Source organism: Marinifilum sp. D714 (genome assembly GCF_030851345.1).
GTDB lineage: Bacteria > Bacteroidota > Bacteroidia > Bacteroidales > Marinifilaceae > Marinifilum.
This window is the reverse complement of the sequence record NZ_JALPNU010000001.1, coordinates 333,793-360,234: the sequence shown is the minus strand read 5'-3', so window position 1 is coordinate 360,234 and position 26,442 is coordinate 333,793. Positions and strand designations below refer to the sequence as shown.

The window sequence follows — 26,442 nt, the reverse complement described above, 5'->3', positions numbered from 1 at the left end:
GGGGACTAGAACAGTTTACTTGTTTCCTTTTTTATGAAATTGTAAGCAAACGATTTCATCAAGATAATTAACAACACAACAAAAACATATTAACGATGGCTATAGTAAAACCATTCAGAGGCTTGCGCCCTACTAAAGATATCGCTAAAGATTTAGCATGTCTTCCATATGACGTAATGAATTCAGAAGAGGCTGCTCAAATGGCTGAAGGTAAAGATTGTTCTTTATTACACATTACAAGAGCTGAGATTGATTGTCCTGCAGGAACTGATGTTCACTCTGAAGAAGTATATGAAAAATCAGTATCTAACTTTAACTTGTGGCAAGAAAAAGGTTGGTTGAAACAAGATGAAGAAGCTAAATTCTATATCTATGCTCAAACAATGGACGGTCGTACTCAGTACGGTATCGTTGCGAATGCTGCATGTGAAGATTATAAAAATGGTGTAATTAAAAAACACGAGTTAACTCGTCCGGATAAAGAGGAAGATCGTATGATTCTTACTCGTTACACTAAGGCAAACCTAGAGCCTGTATTTTTCTCATACAAAGCTGTACCAGAAATCGATGCTATCGTAGAAAATATCGTTAAAAACGAAGAAGCTACTTACGATTTCGTTGCGGAAGATGGTTTCGGTCACCATTTTTGGCCAGTAAACGATCCTGCTACCAACAAAGAGTTGGAAGAGTTATTCGCAACTAAAGTTCCAGCAACTTACGTAGCGGATGGTCACCACAGAACGGCTGCTGCTGCTCGTATTGGTGATGAGTTTGCTGCTAAGAATCCAAATCACACAGGTGATGAGGAGTACAACTACTTCATGGCAGTACACTTCCCAGATAACCAATTGAAAATTATTGACTACAACCGTGTAGTTAAGGATTTGAATGGTATGACTGCTGAAGAGTTCTTGGCTAAATTGGAAGCTACTTTCGAAGTAGAATGTATGGGTGAAGAAATCTACAAGCCTAGTAAATTACATGAATTCTCTATGTATTTAGAAGGCAAGTGGTACAAAATGAATGCTAAAGAAGGTACTTATGATGATAAGGATCCTATTGGTGTTCTTGATGTAACTATTTTATCTAACCACGTTCTTGATAATCTTCTTGATATCAAAGATCTTCGTACTACTACACGTGCTGAATTTGTTGGTGGTATCCGTGGATTGGGTGAGTTGAAGAAGCGTGTAGATAGCGGCAATATGAAAGCTGCTTTCGCATTATATGCAGTATCTATGCAGCAATTAATTGATATTGCTGATACTGGTAACATCATGCCTCCTAAAACAACTTGGTTCGAGCCTAAGCTTCGTTCAGGTTTATTGATTCATAAATTAGATTAATTTGAATCACAATATATTAGAAGAAGGAATGCAATTGCATTCCTTCTTTTTTTGTCCATAATCGAAAATTAAATGTGCGTAGGCGAACACTTGGTAGATTGAGTGTGGGTAGATATTGGTCAGTAAATGAACATGTTGGTTGGAGTGGCATATTGATTGATAATCAAGATGCATAACCTTAATCTGTGTGTGATGATTCTAAATTTTTTTAAGGTTGCATTTCGCAATATGAAAAAGTATAAAGGGTATTCCTTTATAAATGTTGTTGGTTTAGCCATTGGACTAGCTTGTGTGTTTTTGATTTACCTGTTTGTTCAGGATGAATTGAGCTATGATAAGTTTTATTCTCAATCGGAGAATATTTACCGTGTTGCAACCAGGGCTAAAATGGGTGAAAGAAAAACAGATTATAACACTATATGTGCTCCTTTTTCACCTGCAGCACAGTCTGATTTCCCTGAAGTAAAGTATGCGGTTAGAACGTATTTTAGGAATAATGTTCTTTTCTCTTATGAAGATAAGCAGTTTGTTGAAAACAAACTGTTGAGGACTGATTCTACCTTTTTTGAGGTATTTGATCGGCCGTTTATTTATGGCGATCCGAAGACAGCATTGCATGGTTCCGGGAATATTGTTATTACAGAAACTACATCGAAAAAATATTTCGGCAATTCTAATCCGCTGGGTAAGGTCATTAGAATGGGTGAAAAGAGCCTTTACACGGTAACAGGTGTAGTAGAGGATGTGCCGGAAAATTCTCACTTTCATTACAATTTGGTTTGCAATTTGAAATTAAGCGCAGAAGAAGCAGATAATTGGTTTAGTGATTATATGCAAGCTTATTTTTTACTGGAACCAGGAACAGATTACAAAGAACTGGAAGCGAAATTTAGAGATTTTACCTTAAAATATATGGGACCAAGGCTAAAGAGCATACTTGGTATTGATGTTTATGAATGGGAAAAATCAGGAAATGAATTTAAATATTACCTGGAACCTCTTGAAAAGATTTACCTGCATTCTACTACAGATGGTCAAATCGAACCAATTAGTGATATCAAATACATTTATATCTTTTCAGCAATTGCTTTTTTTATATTGCTATTGGCATGTGTAAACTTTTTAAACCTGACTACAGCTCGATCATTTACACGGGCCAATGAAGTTGGTGTTCGAAAGGTATTTGGAAGTAGTAGAGAGATGTTAATGTTGCAGTTTTATGCTGAAACATTGATTATGACTGTATTTGCAGGCATATTGTCCTATTTTTTAATTGAATTGATGTTGCCATCGTTTAATATGATTGCCAAAAAAAATATTTCCTCTTCTTTATTGTGGCAATCGGATTACTTGTTGTTTGTGTTAGGCGTAATAATATTTGTTGTCCTTTTTGCTGGGACATATACCGCACTTTCCTTATCGGGATTTAGGGTGATGAGTGTGTTGAGAGGAGAAGTAAGAAAAGGAAAGACTGGGAAAAGAATTAGAGCTTCGTTGGTGGTGTTCCAATTTACAGTTGCTATTGGAATATTAATTTCTGCATTTGTGATGAAAGAACAGGTTGATTTCATGCAAAATAAAAAGTTGGGATTTGAAAAGGAAAGAATCATGGTGGTTGATCGTGCTTATATCTTTGATGTGGAAGAAAAAGAAGCCATAAAGGAAATGCTCTTTAAATATTCAGGAGTTGAAAATGTTTCCTTCTCAGGAATGGTTCCTGGTCGTGGAACAAATGGATGGTCAATGTATAGAGAGGGAGCCAGCAATGAAGATATGATCAATTTCCGTTTGATGCATGTAGATGAAAATTTTGTTGATTTGCTGGATTTAAAAATGAAAGACGGAAGAAAGTTCAATAAAGACAGGTTGGCCGATACTTCTGTTTTTATTGCCAATGAGGCAGCAATACATGCTTTGGGCTATACCGATTGTCCTGTTGGAAGGAATGTGTATCAACCTAATTTCTCAGATAAGGGACGTACACCATTTGAAATAATTGGAGTGGTGAAAAACTTTCATTTTGAATCGATGAGAGATAAGATTCTGCCAATGTTTTTAACTTATACACCTCAATATCATCAAAGATATATGTTGGTGAAACTGAAGCCCGATAATGTTATGGTAGGCATGAAAATGGTGAAGAAAATTTGGATGAAAATGACAAAAGGTGAACCATTTGAGTATTTCTTTTTAGATGCAGATTTCAATACACTGTTTAAAGGAGAAGTAAGAGTCGCTAATATTTTAACATCCTTTACCATTTTAGCGTTCATCATTGCCTTACTAGGTCTGTTGGGCTTGGTTTCTTTCGAAATGCAACAACGGGTAAAAGAGATAGGAATTCGTAAAGTGCTTGGTAGTACAGAGATGAATTTAATTGTATTGTTGAGTAAGAACTTATGTGTAAGTGTAATTATTGCGAATGTGATTGCTTGGCCATTAAGTTTTTATGCAATGCAAAAGTGGTTGTCAAACTTTGTGTATAGAATAGATTTTCCTTGGTACTACTTCCTAATTGCACTGGTTGTTTCATTGCTGTTGGCAATTGTAACCGTAAGTGGGCATTCGGTTAAAGTAGCCAATGCAAATCCTATTAAATCGCTTCGATACGAATAATAAAGAACTATAATTAAGAAAGAACTCTAAATAGATAGAGTTCTTTCTTTTTTTTAACCATTTGGTTAAAAAAAGTGAAAAATGTTTTGATCTTTATTTAAATGTTCTACATTTGCATTAACCAAACGGTTAAACCGGATGGTTTATTTTTGATAATTAGATTAACCAAATGGTTAAAAAGTATGAAAGAGAATAAAAAATCAGTAGAAACCCAGGAATTAATATTGAAAACGGCAAAGGATATTTTCGCTCAAAAAGGGTATGCCGGTGCGCGTATGCAGGAAATTGCTGATGCCGCAGGAATAAATAAAGCTTTGTTACATTATTATTATCGAAGTAAGGAAAAATTATTTGACCAGGTTTTTGAAGAGGCATTTAAAAAATTAGCGGGTCCATTAGCGACCTTTTTAGCTGATGATTCTGAGTTGTTTCAAAAAATAAGAAATATCTGTAAGCATTATAATAATGTGTTAATGGAATATCCATTTCTGCCAAATTTTATTTTGAATGAAGTTAATACGGATCCTACCAGAATTTTAAAGCTAATAAATGTTGAAGGAGTAATGCTTGGTAAGGAGAAAACCTTAGCTCAAATATCAAAGGCAGTTGAAGATGGTGTGATTAGAGAAATTGATCCGAGGGAATTGATTTTAAATATCATTAGTTTATCCATATTTCCTTTTGCGGGCAAACCTATCGCTAGTGAGTTATTATATAAGAATGTAGATTATAATAAAATTTTGAATACAAGGGCGGATAAGGTATCGGATTTTATTATTCAATCAATTAAAAAATAAGATTATGAGTGGAGCGCTGATTAAAAATACCTGTATGCTATTGCTGCTGTTTGGTGGTGTGGTACATGCAAGCTTTGGACAAAAAGCGGTACTGAACTTAGATCAAATTCAGGCGGAAGTGCAAAAAAACTATCCTTTGGTAAAGGGAAAAGAGCTGTTGCAAAGGCACAATGATTTAAGTCTTGAGAATATAAGAGTGAATTATCTGCCACAATTGTATGCAAACGGTAAACTGAGTTACCAATCTGATGTAACAAGCAGTCCTTTATCGGGAGCAAATTCATTCGGAGCACCAAAAGATCAATACTCCTTAAATCTGGATGTTGAGCAATTAATTTATAATGGCGGAAGAACAAAAAGTCAATTGAAACTTAACGAAATTTCTACAGAAATTGATATTCAGAATGTAGAGGTTAAGATGTTTGCATTAAGAGAACGAGTGAATGATGCCTATTTTAGTATTCTGCTATTGCGACAGAGCAAGTCAATTTTAAAGGAGAAGAAGAAAACGGTTTTGGCAAGTTTGCATAGAATTTCTTCAGCAGTGAAAAGCGGAGTCATGACTGAGGCCAATCAAAAAGTTATGGAATCTGAGGTTTTACTAATAAACCAACAAATAGAAGAGTTTGATGCCGCAGAAAAATCAGCCCTTGAAAGCTTGGCTGAATTAATGAATCGAGAGATGGATTTCGATATTCAAAACACAAGTGATGAAGTAGTTAGTAAGGAGATATTCTTGAAAAATGATGAATTGAATGAAAGGCCAGAATACAAATTGTATTCGGACCAAAGACTTTTATTGAATGAAAAAATCGAACTGGAAAAAAAGAACAGAATGCCTGTGGTTACAGCCTTTGGACAGTTGGGATACGGTCAGCCTGGTTACAACCAACTTAGCGACGAGTTTGATTCTTATTACATGTTAGGCGCAAGGCTCAGTTGGAATATTTTTGATTGGAAAAAAAGTAAGCGAAATCAACGCAAGTTTAATATCCAAAAAGAAATAATTGATACCCAAGAATCCAGTTTTAAGAAAAATCAACTTGTGGATTTAAAAAAGGAACTGAATAACATTTCCAAATTTGAGATTCTGATTAGCAAGGACGATGCCATCGTGGAATTAAAAGAAGAGGTGGTAAGAAGTTCAAAATCACAATTGGAAAATGGCATCATCACATCAAGTGACTATTTGGAAGATCTTAATCAGGAAGTGCAGGCGAAATTGAACAGAGAGTATCATCAAATTCAACTGAGCCAGTCTATTGCTGAATACAAAAGAATATTAGGGAAAACTGAAATTAGATAGAAAATGAAACAAACAAAATTATACATTGGATTGGTAATTGCCGTATTGGTGAGCGCATGTAACAATGGAGATCAACTATCGGATGCCTATGGTAATTTCGAAGCTGTAGATTATACGATCTCTTCGGAAAATTCAGGGAAAATAATGGCTTTGAATCTCAAAGAAGGAGATGTGTTTAATGAACCAACCTTAGTAGGATATATCGATACCACTCAGCTGTACCTAAAAAAAGAACAGTTAAAAGCACAGAGTAAGTCCATAGCTTCTGGGATTCAAAATATTATTTCCAGAATTGATGTCTACAAAGAACAGTTGGTTTTATTACAAAAAGACAAGCAGCGAATTGATAAAATGTATGCCGATGAAGCAGTTTCAGTTAAAGAAGTAGATGATATTAATGGAAACATTCAGGTTGTTGAAAAGCAAATCAAATCGGTGCAAACCGAGAATGCCAAAGTGCTGGGAAATATTGAAAGTTTAAACAAGCAGATAGAGTCGATTAATGATTTAATGGAGAAGAGTAAAATAAGGGTCCCAAAGGCTGCTACAGTACTTGAGAAGTATAAGGAACCATTCGAAATGGTAACTACTGGAACCCCACTATTAAAGTTGGCAGATTTAAGATCTTTGGATTTGAGAGCCTACATTTCGGGGGATCAGCTTTCAAGTGTGCGAATCGGTCAAAAAGTGAAGGTGGTCATTGATAAAAATACTGATGAGAATGAAAGTTTGGAAGGAGAAATTATCTGGATTTCATCTCAATCGGAATTTACACCTAAAATTATTCAAACAAAACAAGAGCGGGTAAAATTGGTTTATGCATTAAAAGTGAGAGTTGTAAATGATGGGCGACTAAAGATTGGTATGCCAGGAGAAATTAGATTCTAATTGATTATGAATGCAGGTATTAGCATAGAAAATCTATCCAAAAGATACGGAAGTGTTCAGGCTCTTAAGCATATTAATTTGGATATAAATTCGGGGGAATTATTCGGGTTAATTGGACCTGATGGAGCTGGGAAAACAACTCTTTTTAGGTTGCTTGCTACTTTACTCTTACCAGACAAAGGAGGTGCTCGCATGGGTGATATTGATATAGTGGGGGACTATAAGCAAATCAGAAATTTATTGGGGTATATGCCTGGAAAATTCTCTTTGTATCAGGACTTAAGTGTAATCGAAAACCTTGAGTTCTTTGCCACGGTATTTGATACGAGAATCGAAGACAATATGGACATGATTCATGATATCTGGGTGCAAATAGAGCCATTCAAAGATCGCCTTGCAGGCAACCTTTCGGGAGGAATGAAACAGAAACTCGCCTTGTGTTGTGCACTAATTCATCAGCCTAAAGTACTGTTGTTGGATGAACCAACTACTGGGGTTGATGCGGTATCGAGAAGTGAATTCTGGCAAATGCTAAAGAGTTTAAAATCAAAAGGAATTACCATTGTAGTTGCAACCCCATATATGGATGAAGCAAATTTGTGTGAAAGAGTTGCCTTGATTAAAGATGGTGAAATTCTGCAAGTGAATACGCCACAGGAAATTGTAGATCAGTTCGAGCGTAAGCTGTATGCAATTAAAAGTGATGATAACTACCAATGCTTACTCGATTTAAGAGAATTTGAATTTACAAACTCTGTTTTTCTATTCGGTCAAACTTTGCATTACACTGATGTACGAAAAGAATTTTCGTTGGAGGAAGTCAACTCCTACCTAAAAAGTAAAGGACATTTGAACTTGGAAATAGAGCATGTAAAGCCGGGAATTGAAGATTGTTTCATGGCATTGAGCACAAAAGCAGACGGATATGAATAAGGATGTTAAGGTGATAAAAGTTAAAAATCTTTGTAAGAAATTTGGCGATTTTACTGCAAACAACAATTTGTCGTTCGAGGTCTCTAAAGGTGAGATTTTTGGTTTTCTGGGAGCAAACGGAGCTGGCAAAACTACAGCCATTAAAATATTATGCGGTTTGTCTTATCCTACTTCAGGTGAAATTAGTGTTGCTGGCTTTGATGTATACAAACAACGTGAGCAATTGAAGAGGAACATTGGTTACATGAGCCAAAAGTTTTCGTTGTACGAAGACTTAACAGTGTTTGAAAATATCAGATTTTATGGTGGTATTTATGGATTATCAAAGGAGGTGATTCACCGCAAGGCTGATGATTTGTTAAAGAAACTGGATTTGCAGCACGCAAGAAATAAGCGCATTAGTTCTTTGCCCCTTGGATGGAAGCAAAAGTTAGCATTTTCGGTTGCAATTTTTCACAATCCCGAAATTGTATTTCTGGATGAACCAACAGGAGGAGTTGATCCGGTTACAAGAAGACAGTTTTGGGATTTAATTTATGAGGCTGCGCGAGGGGGAATTACAATTTTTGTGACCACCCATTATATGGATGAAGCGGAATACTGCGATAGGGTATCGATAATGGTGGATGGAAAAATAGAAGCATTGGATACACCAGCCAAATTGAAGGAAGATTTTAATGCTGGGGATATGGATCAGGTGTTTTTGGCTTTGGCTCGAACGGCTACAAATGTTGAGTAGATTAAAAATTAGAAGTAATGAATCGATTTATCGGATTTTTAAAGAAAGAATTCTATCATATTTTCCGCGATAAGCGGTCGATGCTTATTTTGTTTGGAATGCCTATCGTGCAGATCATGCTTTTTGGATATGTAATTAATACAGACCTAAAGGATGTGAAAATGGCAGTTCTCGATCATTCCAAGGATGAATATACAGCTGAAATAATCAATAAAATTACATCCTCGGGCTATTTTCAGATAAACAATAACTTAAAGAGTATTGAGCAGGCCGATGCTATTTTTAGAAAAGGAGATGTAAAGTTAATTTTAGTATTTGAACCCGATTTTGGAAAGAAATTAGTCAAGGATTCCAAAGCGATTGTACAAATACTAACCGATGCTTCAGATCCGAATACAGCAAGCTTAGAGGTGAGTTATTTGCAAGGAATTTTGCAAAATTACAATGTGGAAATCAATCAGGACAATCTATTGCCAAGTTCGATTCAAGCCAATTCCAGAATGTATTTTAACGCCAATCTCGAAAGTGTTTTCATGTTTATTCCTGGCATTATGGCTACCATTTTAATGTTGGTTTCAGCTATGATGACTTCCATTTCCATTGCTCGAGAGAAAGAGTTGGGAACTATGGAAATATTGCTGGTGTCGCCTTTAAATCCGTTGCAAATTATACTCGGGAAAGTAGCTCCTTACCTGGCATTGTCATTTATTAATGCCTTGGTAATTGTGGGTATGGGATACTTTGTGTTTGGAGTGCCAGTTCTTGGTAGTTTTACTCTATTGATGGCCGAAAGTGTTCTGTTTATTTTTCTAGCCTTGTCAATTGGGATATTTATTTCCACAGTGGCGAAAAACCAACAGGTTGCAATGATGCTTTCGATGTTTGTGCTCATGTTGCCAACCATAATTCTTTCTGGTTTTATATTCCCAATTAGAAACATGCCAGTTCCCCTGCAGGTAATCAGTTATATCATTCCCCCTAAATACTTTATTGTGATTTTAAAAAATATCATGCTAAAAGGAGTAGGATTTGAATATGTATGGAAGGAAAGCTTAATACTACTTGCAATGACCTTTGGGTTTATCGGATTAAGTCTTAAGAAGTTCAAAATCAGATTACAGTAATGGTGAAATAAAAAGTTATGCGAGTATTAAAATATCTATTACAGAAAGAGTTTTTACAGATTTTTCGCAACAAGAGCATGTTGCCAATCATCTTTGTGATGCCAATTCTACAGCTTTGTGTTTTGTCTTTTGCAGCCACCTACGACATGAAGAACACGAATCTGTATATCGTTGATAAAGATCTTTCAAGTCATTCTAGGGAGTTGATATCCAAGTTTAATGGGTCTCCTTTTTTCACGGTGAAGGAAATTGGCTTTTCGGTTGAAGAAGCAGAAAAGGAAATCTATAAGGATAAGATTGATGCCATTCTTGTTTTTAATGATGATTTTGGGAAATCAGTTGATTTAAAGAAGGGAGCTTCTGTTCAGGTGCTGATAAATGCAATTAATGCAAGTTCTGCTGGTCTGTATAATGCTTATATTTCCTCGGTAATTCAGGACTATAATCGTAAAGTAAGCGCAAGTATTCGAGAGGTAGGCACGGGTGTACCTGTACATTTTGTGCAATCAAGCTACCTGCATCAGTTTAATCCCGAAATGAAATACATTCCTTATATGTTGCCCGGATTACTTGTGTTATTGGTTACGGTTATTGGTTTGTTTTTATCGGCAATGAATGTGGTAAGAGAAAAAGAGATTGGAACAATCGAACAAATCAATGTAACTCCAATTCGAAAATCACAATTTTTACTGGCCAAATTGATACCATTTTTGATAATCGGATTTTTTGAATTGGGAATAGGTTTAAGTATAGCTGCTTTCCTGTTTAAGATTCCTTTTTTAGGTTCGGTGTGGCTGGTTTATTTGGTAGCCTTTGTTTATTTGATTGCCATTTTGGGCTTTGGACTCCTGATATCCACACAGACCAATACGCAGCAGCAGGCAATGTTTATTGCATGGTTTTTTATGGTGATTTTTCTTTTGATGAGTGGTTTGTTTACGCCGGTGGAAAGTATGCCGGAATGGGGACAAACATTAAATATCCTAAATCCGATTGCCTACTTCATCAAGGTAATTCGAATGATACTTTTGAAAGGATCCGGATTTTTTGACATTGTTGACGAAATTGCAATTTTAACGCTATTTGCGGTATCAGTTGTAAGTATTGCAGTGAACAGGTATCGAAAAGTTGCCTGATTTCAATTAGAAACTCAATGCCATTTACCGATTAATAGTTCTCTTTTATCTATTTTTATTGGAACAATCGATAAAATTCAATTTATTTTGAAGGACTCTAAACCAAATGTCTGTGAACTACTTTAAGTCAATTTATAATTCTGCCTGGAGAATATTGATCATTGTAGCCGTTTTGCTACAAGTGAGTTTAATGCCCTTAGATTTCCTCTTTAATTTGAGAGGTTTCGAATGGTATAAATCTCTTGACTTGTGTATATCCTTGCTCTATTTTCTTGACTTGGTTGTAAACATTCTTCGATATCGTGGAATTAAAAGTCATGCTTTTTTAAAAGATGTTTATTGGGATACCTATTCATCAAGTAAATTATTTATTACTGATTTACTGGCCATATTGCCATATGCGGTAATGTTCTCGAATCCAGTATTTCAGTTATTCAGATTGTTCAAATGGGTTAGAGTGATTCGAACAGCTCGTTATTTTCAAATCAGGAATTTAAGATACAGTACCGGAATTTCTTTTGGCTTGCTTTGGATTGGAGCTTTTTTATTTTCACACTGGTTTGCTTGTATTTGGATACAGATACATGGAATGGAAGCTAGTCTGACTAAGGTAGACAATTATGTGAGAGCACTTTATTATACGGTAACCACCTTAACTTCTGTTGGCTATGGGGATGTGGTTCCGCATGGAAATGCCGAGATGCTCTATAATATCTTTCTTCAGTTTATAGGAGTTGGTTTTTTGGCTCTGCTTGTGGGGAACGTGGTTGGCATTTTTACAAAGAAAGATCCTGCAGAACAGCGCTTTTTAGAAAATATGGAGAAGCTAAGAGCACTAATTCACTATCAGCACATTTCAAAAGATTTGGAGCACAGAATTAGTGATTACTTTACCTATGAAAGGAAGCAAAAGTTGGGTTACGATGAAACTGAATTGATGGAAGCGCTCCCTTTTGGACTTAGAAATGAATTGCAGTTAGAATTCAAAAAGAACATTATAAAAGATATTCCCTTGTTCGAATCTGTTGATGATCATTTTGTCAGGGATATAGCGCAATATCTTAGTCCAAGAATCTTAACTCCTGGTGATTATTTGTTTCGAATGGGAGATTCGGCAAACTCAATGTTTTTTGTACAAAAAGGAAGCTTAAAAGTATTATCGGCAGATGAGTCAAAACAGTTGACACTCTTAAAGAAAGGTGATTTTATGGGTGAAATCGCGCTTTTTAAAGATACGACGAGAACGGCAACCGTGAAATCGGTAGGATATTCCGATTTGTATGAGCTTCAAAAGAAGGAGTTCAATAAGGTATTGAAAAAATATCCTGAAATCGCTGAGAAAATAAGACTAAAATCCAAGTCAAGAGAAGAGAGGTATATGTAACTAATAAGTAAATTATAGCACCATGTTTCATCATCATGATCATTTTAATGAGTTGTTGCATCCCGAATTTTTAAGGATAGAGAGAAAAAGAGTAGGAATCATTTTAGGCCTTTTTATTATTGGTTCTTTGGTTCTTCCGGTGCTTCATTATTTGGCTCCAAACCTGTTGCGTAATTTCTTAAACCAGGATCAATTCATAGGAGGTTTGGTATTTTGGTGGGTGTTGTTTTGTGTGTTCGAGCTAGGTGTTTATTTCCGATTGGGACATGCCATTAAGAATAACATTCAGATTCCCAGAAAAATTCTGATTGTTAATATATTGGTGGAGTTTGGCTTGCCTGCCATTGTATTGTATCATGCTGTAAAATTCGATTACTCTCTTTTGATATTGGAATACGATGGACTTCTGTTTTACTTCTTGTTGCTCATGCTTTCAGCAATGCATCTGGATTTTAAAGTATCGGTAGGAGCAGGTGTTCTTGCCGGAATAGGATATTTTACAGTCGCATTTTGGGGCATTGACTATCTTCAAACCGAACAGGATGTGGTTCAACTGAAGGAGATTTATACAATGCGAAGCGTTGGCCTTGTAGTAGGAGGTTTGGTGGCAGGAGTAGTGGCACATGAAATTAAAAAGCGGGTAAACAACTACCTGAACAGCATCGAAGAGCAGAAAGAAATAGAATCCTTGCTTGGCCAGCAGTTGTCGAAAGGGGTTGCCAATGAGTTGATTGTTCACCGAAATGAAACCATCGGGCATAAAGTGGTTGGATCCATCATGTTTCTGGATATTCGAAACTTTACGGTGATGGCTGATCATCAAAGTCCTGAAGAAACCATTGAGTTTCAGAATGCCATATTCGATCCCCTCATTCGAATCATAGAAAAGAACAATGGGATCATTCACCAGATTTTGGGTGATGGATTTATGGCATCATTTGGGATCGCGGTAAGAAATGAAAATCATGCCAAAGATTCTTTGAATGCAGGTTTGGAAATTATGGAAGCCATAAATCACCTAAGAACGGACCAGAATGGCAGTATCACAAAGGTGGGAATCGGTTTGCATTCGGGCGAGGTGATTACAGGAAATATTGGGAACGAGATCAGAAAGCAGTTTTCCATTGCCGGTAAGAATGTGATTCTGGCATCCAGAATAGAGCAATTGAATAAAACCTTTAAAACACAGTTCCTGGTAAGTCGTCAATTTGTAGATATGCTCAATTGTAAGGGGTGCTTTACCGATTTGGGCGAAGTACAGGTAAAAGGTTTCGACGATCAGGTTCATATTTACCAGGTTGGAGAGAACTGTTCCTGCAAGGAAAACTAAAAAATATTTTAAGAAGTAAAATAATATATAAAGGCCATCGTTAATACATTTTCGATGGCCTTTGTTTTGATTTTAACGTGAATAGATTGCTGATATTGATTCTAAATTATGCCATTGAAGTAAAGGTTGTTGTTGTAAAAAGTATCTTTTTGGTGATTAAATAATGAAGTTTTGGGATAAATGCATAAATTATTACTATTTTTAAAATGGTTCTAATTTAGAATTGTATTTCGAAAAAATATAAACATTTTTGTAGCGAATTGAGTAGAAAAGAACATGTTAACTTGTTGTTGGAATGAGTTGTGATGTTGGAAGTACATGTTGAACGAATTTTTATTGAATGGTAATAAGAAGAATATTTTCTTTCCTTATAGTATTGTTTCTGGTCTTTTGTAACCGGAATTTTAGTTTCTCAAAACAAGGAACAAATGTTTTGGCCTTCGACAGTAGCATCGAAGCAGTATCTCACAGAATATCAAATAATCTTTCAGAAAGTGTAGAAACAGCTCGCGCTGACCGCTTGATTAAGCGATTCCTAAGGAAATGGGAAGTAGCTGGAGCAACGGTAGCTGTAGTTAAAGATCAAAAGCTTTTGTTTGCCAAAGGCTATGGATACGCTGATGTTGAAAATGAAGTAAAAGTTGAACCTTCTCATATTTTTAGAATTGCCAGTGTTTCAAAATTGATTACCGCTACGGCAATCATGAAATTGCAGGAAGAGGGAAAACTAAAGCTGGATGATTTTGTGTTTGGAGAACATGGAATTTTAAATGACTCCATCTATTCCAATATTAGAGACAAGAGAACCAAGCGAATTACAGTGGAGCACTTGTTGAGACATTCGGCAGGTTATTCAAGCAAGTATGGCGACCCGATGTTCTTGCCATTGTCTATTGCCAAAAAAATGAAGGTGAAGCCGCCTATCTCGGCCGAAACTACCATTCAGTTTGCTTTATCGAGAAGGTTGCATTTTACACCAGGAAGTAGAGGAGGGTATTCCAACCTGGGATATGTAATGCTTGAGAAGGTGGTTGAGAAAGCATCAGGTGAAAATTACGAAGACTACGTAAAAGCTCATGTGTTGAATCCAGCAGGAGTTTTCGATATGCATTTGGGTAAAAACCTTGAGGAGGATCATTATCCGAATGAGGTGAAATATTACGAACAATCCAATGCCATTAAAATTTCAGCATTCGATGGATCTGGAAAAACAGTTTTCCGATCGAATGGTGGAAACAATATTGAAGAATTGGGAGGAGCAGGAGGTTGGGTTGCTTCAGCAGCCGAATTGATGAAGTTCCTATTGGCTATTGATGGGGATGATGCTCATCCAGATATTCTATCACGCAAAAGCATTGCTTACATGACTACTCCAAATAAAAGAGGACACAGTCCGATTGGCTGGAAGGGAACAAGATCCAAAACATGGTGGAGAACCGGTACATTGGCTGGATCTTCGGCATTAATGAAACACCAGGTTGGAGGATATAGCTTTGTGATTGTTACCAACTCATCTACCTGGCGTGGATCCGACTTTACCAGGGATTTGAGTGTTCTAATGAGTAGAGTATTGAGATCGGTAAAAGAGTGGCCAGATCAGGATCTGTTCAATCATTTTGAGGCAAGGCCGGAACGAATGGCATTAGATAACTTACCAAAACATCAAGGATGGAGCTGATTATTTTAATCAGCTTTTTTTTTGCACCTCATTCTATCTTTCTCCTCTAGGAGAAAGGAATGCGTCTCCGGGACTCGCACTTGTGGCATTAGTGCTGTGATTAAAATAGGATAGATTCTGAATATCAATTGCTCTCTATTCCATCTGGGATATTTCCTCTCCTTCAGGAGAGGGTTGAGGTGAGATGATTAAAAAGTTCAATCACAAAGGTCCTTCTACATTAAAGTTTCAGCCGACTAAGTCAAACAAAGAGCCTGTAGGGCTCAAATCTTAATAGCCTGGGGCAACGCCCCAGGTATGATTAGGTACTGCAATTCGTCGCAACTGCTATGTTGATATGAAATGATTTGCTTATTTGCGACGGAATATTTTGCTCTATTAATTTTCATGTGTTAAAAGACCGCTTTGCAAATAAAAAACACAGGCTTTACTTTATCTACTGACTACTTCCTCTCCTTAAGGAGAGGATTGAGGTGAGGTAATCAACTAATCAGTTATGATTCCAGTTTATTGTGCGTTTTCCCTAATGGATATTAAACGATTTTCTCGAAATGGTATTAAATTGTAACTTAAAATCAATTTTAATTGTAAATTTGCATGTAAATACTGTGTAAATCCTATTAAATTCTAATTTGGTTTGATATTTTTGCACTCTATAATTACAACTTAAACACAAACATACTTTTATAACTAATGGAAACTCGTAGAATCTTAGCAATTAATCCCGGATCAACATCTACTAAAATTGCTGTATTTCAAGGTGATAAATCAGTTTTCTTGAAAAACATCAAGCATACCGCGGAAGAATTAGCAGAATTCAATCAGATAACAGAGCAATTCGAATTTCGCAAGAACATCATCATGAAAGAAATGGTAGATGCTGAAATTCAAATTGACCTTATTGAAGCTGTAGTTGGTCGTGGAGGATTGGTTAAGCCAATCGAATCTGGAATTTATGAAGTGAACGATCGTTTGAAGGAAGACCTAAGAGTGGGTATTCTTGGAGAGCACGCTAGTAACTTAGGTGGATTGATTGCAGACAATATTGCACAATCATTGCCTAAAGCAAAAGCTTACATCGCCGATCCTGTAGTGGTTGACGAAATGATTGATGTAGCTAGAGTTTCAGGTCACCCTGAATTCCAAAGAGTGTCTATTTTCCATGCTTTGAACCAAAAAGCAATCGGACGTGCATTTGCTCAATCTATCGATAAAAAATATGAAGACATCAACGTAATTGTAGCACACTTGGGTGGTGGTATTTCTGTTGGTGCTCACTTGAAAGGAAAAGTAGTTGACGTAAACAATGCATTGGACGGAGAAGGACCTTTCTCACCAGAACGTTCAGGTTCATTGCCAACAGGAGCTTTGGCCAAGATGTGTTTTAGCGGAAAATACACCCTTGAAGAGATCAAGAAGATGATCAAAGGAGAAGGTGGATTGGTTGCGCACATGGGAACAAACGATGCTTATGAGATTGAGTTGAAAGCCAAAGATGGTGATGCAAAAGCAAAATTAATTCAGGATGCAATGTCGTACCAGGTAGCCAAATCAATTGGTGAAATGGCTGCAGTATTGAAAGGTAATGTAGAAGGAATTCTATTGACTGGTGGTATTGCTCACAACCCTGATTTGGTGAACTACATCAAGGATATGGTTTCATTTATCGCACCAGTAGTAGTTTATCCTGGAGAGGATGAAATGAAAGCGCTTGCAATGAACGGTTACATGGTTCTTAGAAACGAAATTGAGCCTAAAGTATACGTATAATCGGAAAGATATACCTACCTATAGAAAGCCTTCGGTAATCCCGAGGGCTTTTTTTGTGTTTCACCACAAAGGCAAACTAAGGGATTTCACAAAGAACACAAAGGATGAGCCTGTAGGGCTCAAATCATTATAGCCTGGGGCAAGGCCCCAGGTATGATTATCTACAGCAAATCGTCGCAACTGCCATGTTGATTTGGAATGATTCGCTTTTTTGCGACGGAATCTGTTTCCTTTCCTCAAAAGAGGGCCAAGATGAAATGGTCAAGTGTGATATATTTCACATCAAAATCCAGTTTAAAATAAATTAAACTATTGACTCATAAAGATTAATGGTATAAATTAGTACTTGTTCAATAGAGAAGGTAAGGATCGAAAAGAGGAGCAGAGCATAAGGCTTGAACACAGAACTAAAATTCCTTCTGATGAAAACCAAACAAAAACTACAGAAAACCGCTGACCACGGTGTCTTGAAAATTTCAATCATCCCAATTTGCGCATCCCTTCTGGTGCGTAGGTGAGCCAATTCTATACCACAGAATTAGTCTCACAATCTTCCAAAATATCGTTTCAGATCCCAAAATCACTTCTTAAAGCAGGATACCAATGTTCGTGTGCCATGTGCATTTGGGTCACCAACAGGAGGAAACGATTCAGAAGCACCCAATTCTCTTCCAGGAACTCCCGAAATCAATCAATACTGCAAAACAAATAGGGAGACCATTACAGAAAGTGCGAAACAGAGCTAAAAAAGAGTGGACTTACCATCTACAAAGAAGTTTAAACTCCTTGACAATAGGATTAAGGGGCTAGAACAATTGACTTAATGAGGTACAACAATTGGGTTAAGAGGGTAGAACAATTGACTTAATGAAGTACAACAATTGGGTTAAGAGGGTAGAACAATTGACTTAATGAGGTACAACAATTGGGTTAAGAGGGTAGAACAATTGACTTAATGAGGTACAACAATTGGGTTAAGAGGGTAGAACAATTGACCTAATGAGGTACAACAATTGAGTTAAGAGGGTAGAACAATTGACCTGATAGGGTACAACAATTGGGTTAAGAAGGTAGAACAATTGACTTAAGGAGATACAACAATTGGGTTAAGAATTTACAAATATGGAACAATGCCCGCTATTGGGTCAAAACAATAAATAATTGAAATATGAATTCAAGTGAGAAATTAAATTTTGGACAACTACAAAAGCTAGTTGCCTTTAAGAAAGCAAATGAAGAAGCTTTGAAACTGAATCCTCTATTGTGGCTGATGTTGGAAGATGCTGAAAGTTTTTACAATCGAATTGCTGATTTAATGGTTAAAGATGAAAAAAGCAGTAAGGCACTCACACAGGAAAAAGAGGTGATTTTTGAAAGTTTGACTGCTGATAGCGTGGTGACAAATGACATGCTAATTAGTTATGGGAACTACAAAAAGTTTATTCCTTTTATGAGTATCCAAGGCTGTTCGAAGACAGATTTGAACCGGGCACGCGATGAAGATGTGATCTCCAATGTTCAGAGCATGATAGCGGAAATTGAGGCTCACCCTGCAGAAAGTGTTGAGGCTGGTGTTAGCGAAGAGCGAAAGCTAGCATTAATTGGCAAGGTAGATGAAGCCATTACGATTGTACATGGGCCTGAAAAGTTCCGCTTGGAACAGCATGATGTGAATGTACAAATTGATACAGAAATGGAAGGGTATAGAAAATTGTTGAACGATTCGATTAAACCGAATATGAGAGCCAATTATGCTGATAGCAATCCCGACTTGTACAATGCATTCCGAAATGCCATACATACCGATGCCTTGCCAAAGAAGACCAAGGTGATTACAGGCAGCTTTAAAAATGAAAAAGGCGAGCCGGTAAGTGATGTGTGGATACAGTTGGATGAGGAGAAACCAGTAAAGAAGGGTGGCAAAAAAGGACAGTTCTACTTCTACAATGTGCCAGCCGGGCAGCACAGCCTGCAGTTTACCAAAGAATCATACAAACAAGAGAAAAGGGTGTTCATGTTAGAAGCCGACCACTGCATGCATTTCGACATCACCTTCATATTGGAGGAAGTGCAGGTGGAAAGTGATGTGGAAGCATGATTTTTTCAATGTTAAAATTCTGCAAGAGTCTCATTTATTGGGACTCTTTGTTTTGAAAGTTCAGGAGCATAGCTCCGTAATCTTCATAGAAAAACAGTTAATATGAAAACATAGGGACGTAGTCCTGAAATCTTAAAATAAAAATTCATGGCAAATACCTATACCCAATTGTATATTCAATATGTTTTTTCGGTAAAAGGCAGGGGTAATTTTATAAAAGAAAAATTCAGGGATGAACTGGAAAAAGTGATGTGTGGCATTGTTACCAATCACAAATGTAAAACTTATGCCATATATTGCAATCCCGATCATACTCATATTTTTGTCGGGATGCATCCTTCTGTATCTCCATCAAAATTGATGGAACAAGTTAAATCAGGTGCATCCAACTGGCTCAATCATAAAAAATATATTCCTGGTAAATTTAACTGGCAAGATGGCTACGGTGCATTTACCTATTCAAAATCGCATATTGATCGGGTTGTTAAATATGTATTGAATCAGCCGGAGCATCATAAAAAGCATACGTTTAGAGAAGAATATTTGTCCTTCTTGAAAAAATTTGATGTGGATTATGATCCTGAATATTTGTTTGAATGGTATGATGAAAAATAGATATTAGGGCTAAGGCCCCTATATTGCGATGGACAAGAATAGCTACGAAGATGATTGGGCTACCGCCCCTTAAAAGAAATCCCTGTTGATGGCGTACTGCAATCAACATTAATTTCATCAATTCAACCTAATTCATAAATGTTTGTTTGAATAGTATGATGAAAAATAAATAAGCTCTGAAAGCCCCATTTACTGGGGTTTTTTTTATATGTACAACTGTAATTGAATAATAGATTTTAAAAGGTTAAATAAATTTAGATTGATTCTAAGGGAAATAAGCTAAAATATGTAAATGAATTTTGAGGGAATAGTTTTAAATTTAATGGGCTGATTGAAAAGCATAATAATGTCTCAAAAGAATAGGGAAGTGCACAATACTGACCTATATGGTGTGTAGTGTGCAGTTTTTTGATGCGAGATTAGAAAATAAGTGTACCAGTACACATATAAAAAGTTAGCCACAAGGAAATAAAACCCTACAAAATAGAAGAATATGACAAAATCAGCACACTTCAAAGTACATCCCAAACTAGCAGAATTGCTTGGTGAAACATACCGTTCAATTGAGGAGGCGGCTAAAGAATTGATAGATAATTCATATGATGCCGATGCTGAAACTGTCAATATTCAACTTCCCGAGGAATTTCAACCTATACCACAAATAATTGTTTCAGATGATGGTTCAGGAATGAAAGAAAGTGAGGTGAGAACGGAATATCTTGATATAGCAAATAGCCGTACTTCACGTAAGGGAGATAGATCTTTTTTGAAAAAGCGCAAAGTAAAGGGACGCAAAGGAATTGGCAAATTTTCAGGTCTTATGATTGCTCAAATAATGAAGCTTGAAACTTATGCATCAGGAAAGAAAACGACACTGATTATTGACAAAGAAGCTTTAGCTATTGCGAATTATGATTTAGAGAAAGTTCCACTACCAATTATAGTTGAAGAGTGTGACAAAGAAAAACATGGAACTACAATAACTCTAGAAGGCTTAAGCCAAAATTATAACTTTCCTAATCCTGATAGACTAAAGGAATTTCTTGTAAGGGATTATGGACGAGAAAATGACCTTAAGTTAATTATTAATGGAAATGATATTGGAGTTTTGGATTTGCAAGGAAAATCATTTTCAAAAGAAATTGTACTTGATAATGGCAAGAAAGCACAGTTAAACTATACTGTTACTGACAAGGCCGTAAAAGGTTCTGGTATTGCTGTTCGTGTTAATAATAAAATTATAGGACGACCACAGAATTATTTATCAGATGATGAAATCATCCCTAAGAAACTTCAGAATAGAGTTTATGGAGAAATTATTTGCGATGACCTAGAGGAAGATGTTACGGCTGATTTCGGTGCAATTATTGAAAATAGTAAGCTCTACGAATCTATTGCTATTGAAACAAAAGAAAACTTAAAAACATCTGTCGATGAAGTTTTTAAGACAGATATGAAAATGGCAAGAGCTCGATATCAACGAAAGATTAATCGTGAGTTAGAAAAACTTCCTGAATATAAGCAACCTTTCGCACGTAAAGCTTTATTCAAAACATTGGAGAAATTTTATGGTGAAAGTGAAGAAAAAATTAATACTGTGATATCTGTAATGGTATCCGCAATGGAAAAAGACCATTATTGGGATATAATTCAAAATATTCAAGAAACAGGAAGTGGAGACATCGAAAAATTTGCAGATGCACTAAGCGATTTCGGACTCTTAGAAATGAGTATAATTTCAAGTCAAGCATTAAACCGATTGAGGTATTTAGATGAATTAAATATTCTAATTGACAACCCGAAAACTTTAGAGAAAACAATTCATAAAGCATTAGAAAATAGCACATGGATTCTCGGTGATGATTACAATGTGTTGTTTTCTGACATTAGCTTTGAAAAAGCTATTTCAACAATTTTAGATAAAAAATACAAGGGAGACAAAGCTTTGGATAGGCCTGATTTGCTGCTTGGGCGAAAGTTAAATCGAGAATTAGTTCTAATTGAATTTAAAAAACCCGACTTTACTTTAAATAGAGATACGGAACGGCAAGCTCTTGAGTATCGGGATGAATTAAATACTTACTTTCATAATCAACATATTGAGATTGTCTTGCTAGGTGGGCGAATAAAGCAAAATATTAGTTCGCACAATGAAAGAGATGATGTAAAATTTAGAACTTATCTTGACATTTTAAGTGTTGCTAGAAATCGTTTAGTATGGTTAATAGATGAGTTAAAAAATTAATAAACCCAGTGGCTAACAAACCGTCATAATGCATAGCTTGCCGCAGGCGCAACACAAGCTACGCATCATACGGCAGGCCGTTAACCAGGGGCATTATAGCATTTAATAAATAACCAAAAGTCTACCCCTAAGGTTCATAAAGAATATAGATTTGATGAGCATATCCAATCAAACTTTAATCGTATCGGGAATCATCCTGTTGATTTTATAATCTTTTAGCAACTATATAAATAGTAAAAAGCTTTAAAGTATTCATAGAGAAAGCCTTCGGATAATTACTGAAGGCTTTCTTTATGACTTTTGTCATGTTTATCATAGTTTAAAAGAAGTCTAAATACAAATTACGTATGTTTTGTGGCACTTTATGTTGAACGTATTGAAAAATTATTATAAACGTCAACTTTCCAGAGGCCTTTTGTTTGTTGATGTTGGGGTGTTGTGTGTTTTTTAAGTTAAGCTTTATTATTGTTTGCTTTGGTAATAGATTGACTGTTAAGGTTTTTTAAATAAATAGAGAAAAAATTCTTTAATTTTTCTATATTCATAGTGTTATGCCATTTATACTAAGAAGTTGGTGGTGGTATAATGCAGATATATTAATGAATGGCTTTTAGGAGTTGGTGAACCAAAAGCCAAAGTCATTAAATAATCGGTATAACTCTATTAATATTAACCCTAAAACCTACAGTGTATGGATTTTCAAGAGAAATTAGTGCATGATTTAGTTGCCAAGCACGGTACTGATCGCGAAAATTTGCTTCCAATTCTTCAGGGAGTGATTGATCAGGAAAGATACCTATCGGAAGAGGCAATTTTGAAGATTGCCAAAGAAATGAGCATACCTGCTGCTGATGTTTACGGAACGGCTACCTTCTATTCCTTCCTCGACACAGATCCAAGAGGCAAGTATGTAATTCGCGTATGCAAAACAATTACCTGTGCCATGAAAGGTAAAAACCAAATCATCCAGGCAATTGAGAGTTTCTTAAAGATTAAGGTTGGTGAAACTACGGTAGATAAAAAGTTTACCATTCTTCAGACCAACTGTTTGGGATGGTGTCATAAGGCGCCTGCCATGCTGGTGAACGACGATGTTTATACGGAGCTTACGCCAGAATCGGTGGTGGATATTTTAAGAGAATATCGCGAAGAAAACTAAGCAAGTATTAGATAAAGCAAAACTAACAATCTAAATACCCTTTGGTATGACAACAACTAAAAAACAACTTCATAGAATCGATTTGATCTTTAAAAATGAGCAGGATTGTAAAGAGATTCTTAGAAATGCATTGGCAAGGTCCAATCAGGAGGTAATCAATGAGATGGTGAATTCCGGTCTCAAGGGTAGAGGGGGAGCAGGATTTCCAACTGGCTTAAAATGGAAATTGACTGCCGAGCAAAAAGTAGATGAAAAATTTGTGATTTGTAATGCCGACGAAGGCGAACCAGGAACCTTTAAGGACAGGGAAATTTTAACCCGGGTTCCTCATAAAGTTCTATCCGGTATGGCGGTTTGTGCTAAAATTATTGGTGCAAGAAAAGGCTACATTTATTTAAGAGGAGAATATAAATTCTTGGTTCCAAATCTGAAAAAGGAATTGAGGAGATTTCACGATATATTAGACGAATTGGGATTGGATTTTCGTGTTGAAATTTTCATGGGAAGTGGAGCATACATCTGTGGTGAGGAGAGTGCTCTGTTTGAATCGATGGAAGGCAAGCGCGGGGAGCCTAGAAATAAGCCTCCTTTCCCAACCGAGATTGGTTATATGGACAAGCCAACGGTAATCAACAATGTGGAGACATTGGCACATTCCTATACCATATTAAAGTATGGAGCGAAGAAATTTCGCGAACTGGGTGTGAAAGATTCTCGCGGATCGAAGGTGTTCTCGGTTTCGGGTGATACGCCAATCCCAGGCATTTATGAATTGGAGCTGGGGATGTCGGTTCAGGATTTCGTCGACGATTTTGGTGATGGTGACACCAAAGCTGTTCAGGTGGGTGGAGCCTCTGGTTTCTTGGTTCCACGTAAACGATTTGGAAAGACTTCCATTGGTTATCAGGGAAAATTAACGGGTATTTCATTGCCTACGGGAGGATCGATGATGATCTTCAACTCTTCTCGTTCCATGTACAATGTATTGAACAACTATCTGGATTTCTTCGAGGAGGAATCATGCGGACAATGTACTCCATGTAGAGTGGGCTGTCAGCAACTACTAAAAGGCATCAAAGCCGTGAAGCGCGGTGAGAAGCCAGCCTCTTATTTGGACCAATTGCTTAAACTTACCGATACGATGAAGTTGACGGCTAAATGTGGTTTGGGCCAGTCTGTGGCTAATTCATTCTCTTCTATTGTAGAAAATTTCCGAGAGGAAATGATTTACTAAGAAAGAGCTAATTCCTATTTATTTAAACCATTAAAAAGAAATTTGATATGTCAAACATGGTAAATTTAACAATCAATGGAATAGCTGTAAGTGTAGAAGAGGGAAAAACCATTCTCGAAGCAGCTGAAAAACTCCATATCAAAATACCAACTTTATGCTATCACAAAGACCTTTGCGTTGCAGGGAACTGTCGTGTTTGTGTAGTAGAACAGGTTGGAAACAATAAACTTGTAGCTTCATGTGCCATGCCTGTTTCAGAAGGTATGGAAATTAATACCAATACACTGAAAGTTCGCAATTGTCGCAAGCACATCATCGAATTGTTGCTTACCGAGCACAACGAGGAATGTACCAAGTGTTATCGCAATGGGCATTGTGAATTGCAGGAATTGTCGGCTGAATACCAGATCACCAATCAGGATTTTATTGATTTGGTTCCTGATAAGAACTATACGGTTGACAGAATTTCTCCTGCCATTGAAAAGGATGATTCGAAGTGTATTCGTTGTCAGCGCTGTGTTCGTACCTGTGCCGAGATTCAGAGTGTTGGTGCCATTGCAGTAGCTCACAAAGGTTCCGAGATGAAGATCTCCACCGTTTTTGATCGCGCATTGGACGAGGTGGTTTGTACCAATTGTGGTCAGTGTATCGTTCACTGTCCTACGGGTGCTTTAACCGAAAAATCGTATGTAGAGAAAGTTTGGGATGCCATTGCAGATCCTGAAACTCATGTAGTGGTGCAAACGGCTCCTGCTGTTCGTATCGGTTTGGGTGAAGAACTGGGATTTGAGCCGGGTACTCGTGTTACCGGTAAAATGGTTTCTGCTCTTCGTCGTTTGGGATTTGATTCGGTATTGGATACTGATTTTACTGCCGACCTTACCATTATGGAGGAAGGAACCGAGCTTTTGACCCGATTGAAGCGCGCATTGGTAGAGGATGATCCTGATGTTGCATTGCCTATGGCAACCTCTTGTTCTCCGGGATGGGTGAAGTATATCGAGCACAAATATCCGGAATACCTTCCTAACCTGTCTACTTGTAAATCGCCTCAGCAAATGTTTGGTGCTCTGGCAAAGACCTATTATGCGAAGAACGTTAAAGTAGATCCTCAAAATATTGTTTCTGTTTCGATCATGCCTTGTACGGCGAAGAAATATGAGGCCAATCGTCCTGAAATGAAGGATAGCGGTTACAAGGATGTTGATTTTGTATTGACTACCCGAGAGCTTGCTGTAATGATTCGTCAGGCTGGTATTGAGTTTGAAAAATTAAACGATGAATCCTTTGATTCCATTATGGGAACGGGTTCTGGTGCTGCAGTCATCTTTGGTGCAACCGGTGGTGTAATGGAAGCGGCTCTTCGTACAGCCTACGAAATTGTAACCGGACGTGAGGTGCCATTTGATAATCTTGAAATTCTTCCTGTTCGTGGTCTGGAAGGTGTGAAAGAAGCGAGCATTAAGATTGAGGGAACTGTTGATGATTGGAAATTCCTGGAAGGTGTTGAGCTGAAGTGTGCAATTACCAATGGTCTTGAGAATGCTCATCAATTAATGAATAACATCAAGAATGGAGAAAGTTTCTATCACTTCATAGAAATAATGGCATGTCCAGGTGGTTGCCTTGGTGGTGGTGGTCAACCATATCCGGTAGATGATGAAGTTCGTATGAAGCGAATGCAAGCGATTTACAATGAGGATAGTGATCTTCCGATCAGAAAGTCACACGAAAATCCTGAAATCGTTCAAATTTATAAGGAATTCTTAGAAGAACCTTTAAGCCATAAATCTCACAAATTACTTCATACCACATATGTGAAGCGTGAGCAGTACTAGTAGTTGTTAATTTTGTGTAAAAAGGAAAGATCCGGTTGAGGCCGGATCTTTTGTTTTGTATGTTTTTTACCTGACGTAGAATACTATGTATCATACTAAAAATTATAGATTCTCCCTTTTTTTAGGGGAGATGGCGACAGCCAGAGGGGTGCTTTGTGAATTTTTATTATCCTTTCACCCTATAGTCTGTCGACAGTTTCCCTTTT

General features: G+C 36.9%; 19 protein-coding genes. All 19 read left to right on the top strand.

Annotated features, from left to right (window positions below; genetic code table 11):
* The first annotated feature begins 95 nt into the window (after positions 1–95).
* Positions 96–1,346, top strand: a complete 1,251-nt coding sequence (locus M0051_RS01445) for a DUF1015 domain-containing protein (protein ID WP_306739772.1) — start codon at positions 96–98, stop codon at positions 1,344–1,346.
* 228 nt (positions 1,347–1,574) lie between these two features.
* Positions 1,575–3,962: an ABC transporter permease gene (locus tag M0051_RS01440; protein ID WP_306739771.1), complete on the top strand. Its 2,388-nt coding sequence runs from the start codon at positions 1,575–1,577 to the stop codon at positions 3,960–3,962.
* Positions 3,963–4,144: 182 nt separating this feature from the next.
* Positions 4,145–4,759, top strand: coding sequence for a TetR/AcrR family transcriptional regulator (locus tag M0051_RS01435; protein ID WP_306739770.1), 615 nt, complete (start codon positions 4,145–4,147; stop codon positions 4,757–4,759).
* Between the two features lie 4 nt (positions 4,760–4,763).
* Positions 4,764–6,065, top strand: a complete 1,302-nt coding sequence (locus M0051_RS01430) for a TolC family protein (RefSeq protein WP_306739769.1) — start codon at positions 4,764–4,766, stop codon at positions 6,063–6,065.
* A gap of 3 nt (positions 6,066–6,068) precedes the next feature.
* Positions 6,069–6,953, top strand: coding sequence for an HlyD family secretion protein (locus tag M0051_RS01425; RefSeq protein WP_306739768.1), 885 nt, complete (start codon positions 6,069–6,071; stop codon positions 6,951–6,953).
* 6 nt (positions 6,954–6,959) lie between these two features.
* Positions 6,960–7,886, top strand: a complete 927-nt coding sequence (locus M0051_RS01420; RefSeq protein WP_306739767.1) for an ABC transporter ATP-binding protein — start codon at positions 6,960–6,962, stop codon at positions 7,884–7,886.
* A complete protein-coding gene (locus M0051_RS01415; RefSeq protein WP_306739766.1) occupies positions 7,879–8,625 on the top strand; it encodes an ABC transporter ATP-binding protein in 747 nt (248 codons plus the stop codon). The genes M0051_RS01420 and M0051_RS01415 overlap by 8 nt, the downstream gene beginning before the upstream one ends.
* 17 nt (positions 8,626–8,642) lie before the next feature.
* Entirely contained in the window at positions 8,643–9,749 is a 1,107-nt protein-coding gene (locus M0051_RS01410) for an ABC transporter permease (RefSeq protein WP_306739765.1), read from the top strand.
* Positions 9,750–9,766: 17 nt separating this feature from the next.
* Positions 9,767–10,885: an ABC transporter permease gene (locus tag M0051_RS01405; RefSeq protein WP_306739764.1), complete on the top strand. Its 1,119-nt coding sequence runs from the start codon at positions 9,767–9,769 to the stop codon at positions 10,883–10,885.
* A gap of 112 nt (positions 10,886–10,997) precedes the next feature.
* Positions 10,998–12,269 carry a cyclic nucleotide-gated ion channel gene (locus M0051_RS01400; RefSeq protein WP_306739763.1) on the top strand — a complete coding sequence of 424 codons (1,272 nt, stop codon included), beginning with the start codon at positions 10,998–11,000 and terminating at the stop codon, positions 12,267–12,269.
* A 22-nt stretch (positions 12,270–12,291) separates the two neighbouring features.
* Positions 12,292–13,599, top strand: a complete 1,308-nt coding sequence (locus tag M0051_RS01395) for an adenylate/guanylate cyclase domain-containing protein (RefSeq protein ID WP_306739762.1) — start codon at positions 12,292–12,294, stop codon at positions 13,597–13,599.
* 340 nt (positions 13,600–13,939) lie between these two features.
* Positions 13,940–15,277, top strand: a complete 1,338-nt coding sequence (locus M0051_RS01390; protein WP_306739761.1) for a serine hydrolase — start codon at positions 13,940–13,942, stop codon at positions 15,275–15,277.
* 693 nt (positions 15,278–15,970) lie between these two features.
* On the top strand, positions 15,971–17,047 hold the full coding sequence (buk, locus tag M0051_RS01385) for a butyrate kinase (protein WP_306739760.1): 1,077 nt from the start codon (positions 15,971–15,973) through the stop codon (positions 17,045–17,047).
* A gap of 1,168 nt (positions 17,048–18,215) precedes the next feature.
* Positions 18,216–19,145, top strand: coding sequence for a hypothetical protein (locus M0051_RS01380; protein WP_306739759.1), 930 nt, complete (start codon positions 18,216–18,218; stop codon positions 19,143–19,145).
* 147 nt (positions 19,146–19,292) lie between these two features.
* Entirely contained in the window at positions 19,293–19,760 is a 468-nt protein-coding gene (gene tnpA / locus M0051_RS01375; protein ID WP_306739758.1) for an IS200/IS605 family transposase, read from the top strand.
* 493 nt (positions 19,761–20,253) lie between these two features.
* Complete coding sequence (locus M0051_RS01370) at positions 20,254–22,005, top strand: Shedu anti-phage system protein SduA domain-containing protein (RefSeq protein ID WP_306739757.1); 1,752 nt, start codon at positions 20,254–20,256, stop codon at positions 22,003–22,005.
* Positions 22,006–22,696: 691 nt separating this feature from the next.
* A complete protein-coding gene (gene nuoE, locus M0051_RS01365; protein WP_306739756.1) occupies positions 22,697–23,164 on the top strand; it encodes an NADH-quinone oxidoreductase subunit NuoE in 468 nt (155 codons plus the stop codon).
* A 46-nt stretch (positions 23,165–23,210) separates the two neighbouring features.
* Positions 23,211–24,398: an NADH-ubiquinone oxidoreductase-F iron-sulfur binding region domain-containing protein gene (locus tag M0051_RS01360; protein ID WP_120240306.1), complete on the top strand. Its 1,188-nt coding sequence runs from the start codon at positions 23,211–23,213 to the stop codon at positions 24,396–24,398.
* Positions 24,399–24,445: 47 nt separating this feature from the next.
* A complete protein-coding gene (locus M0051_RS01355; protein ID WP_306739755.1) occupies positions 24,446–26,236 on the top strand; it encodes an NADH-dependent [FeFe] hydrogenase, group A6 in 1,791 nt (596 codons plus the stop codon).
* Positions 26,237–26,442: the final 206 nt, after the last annotated feature.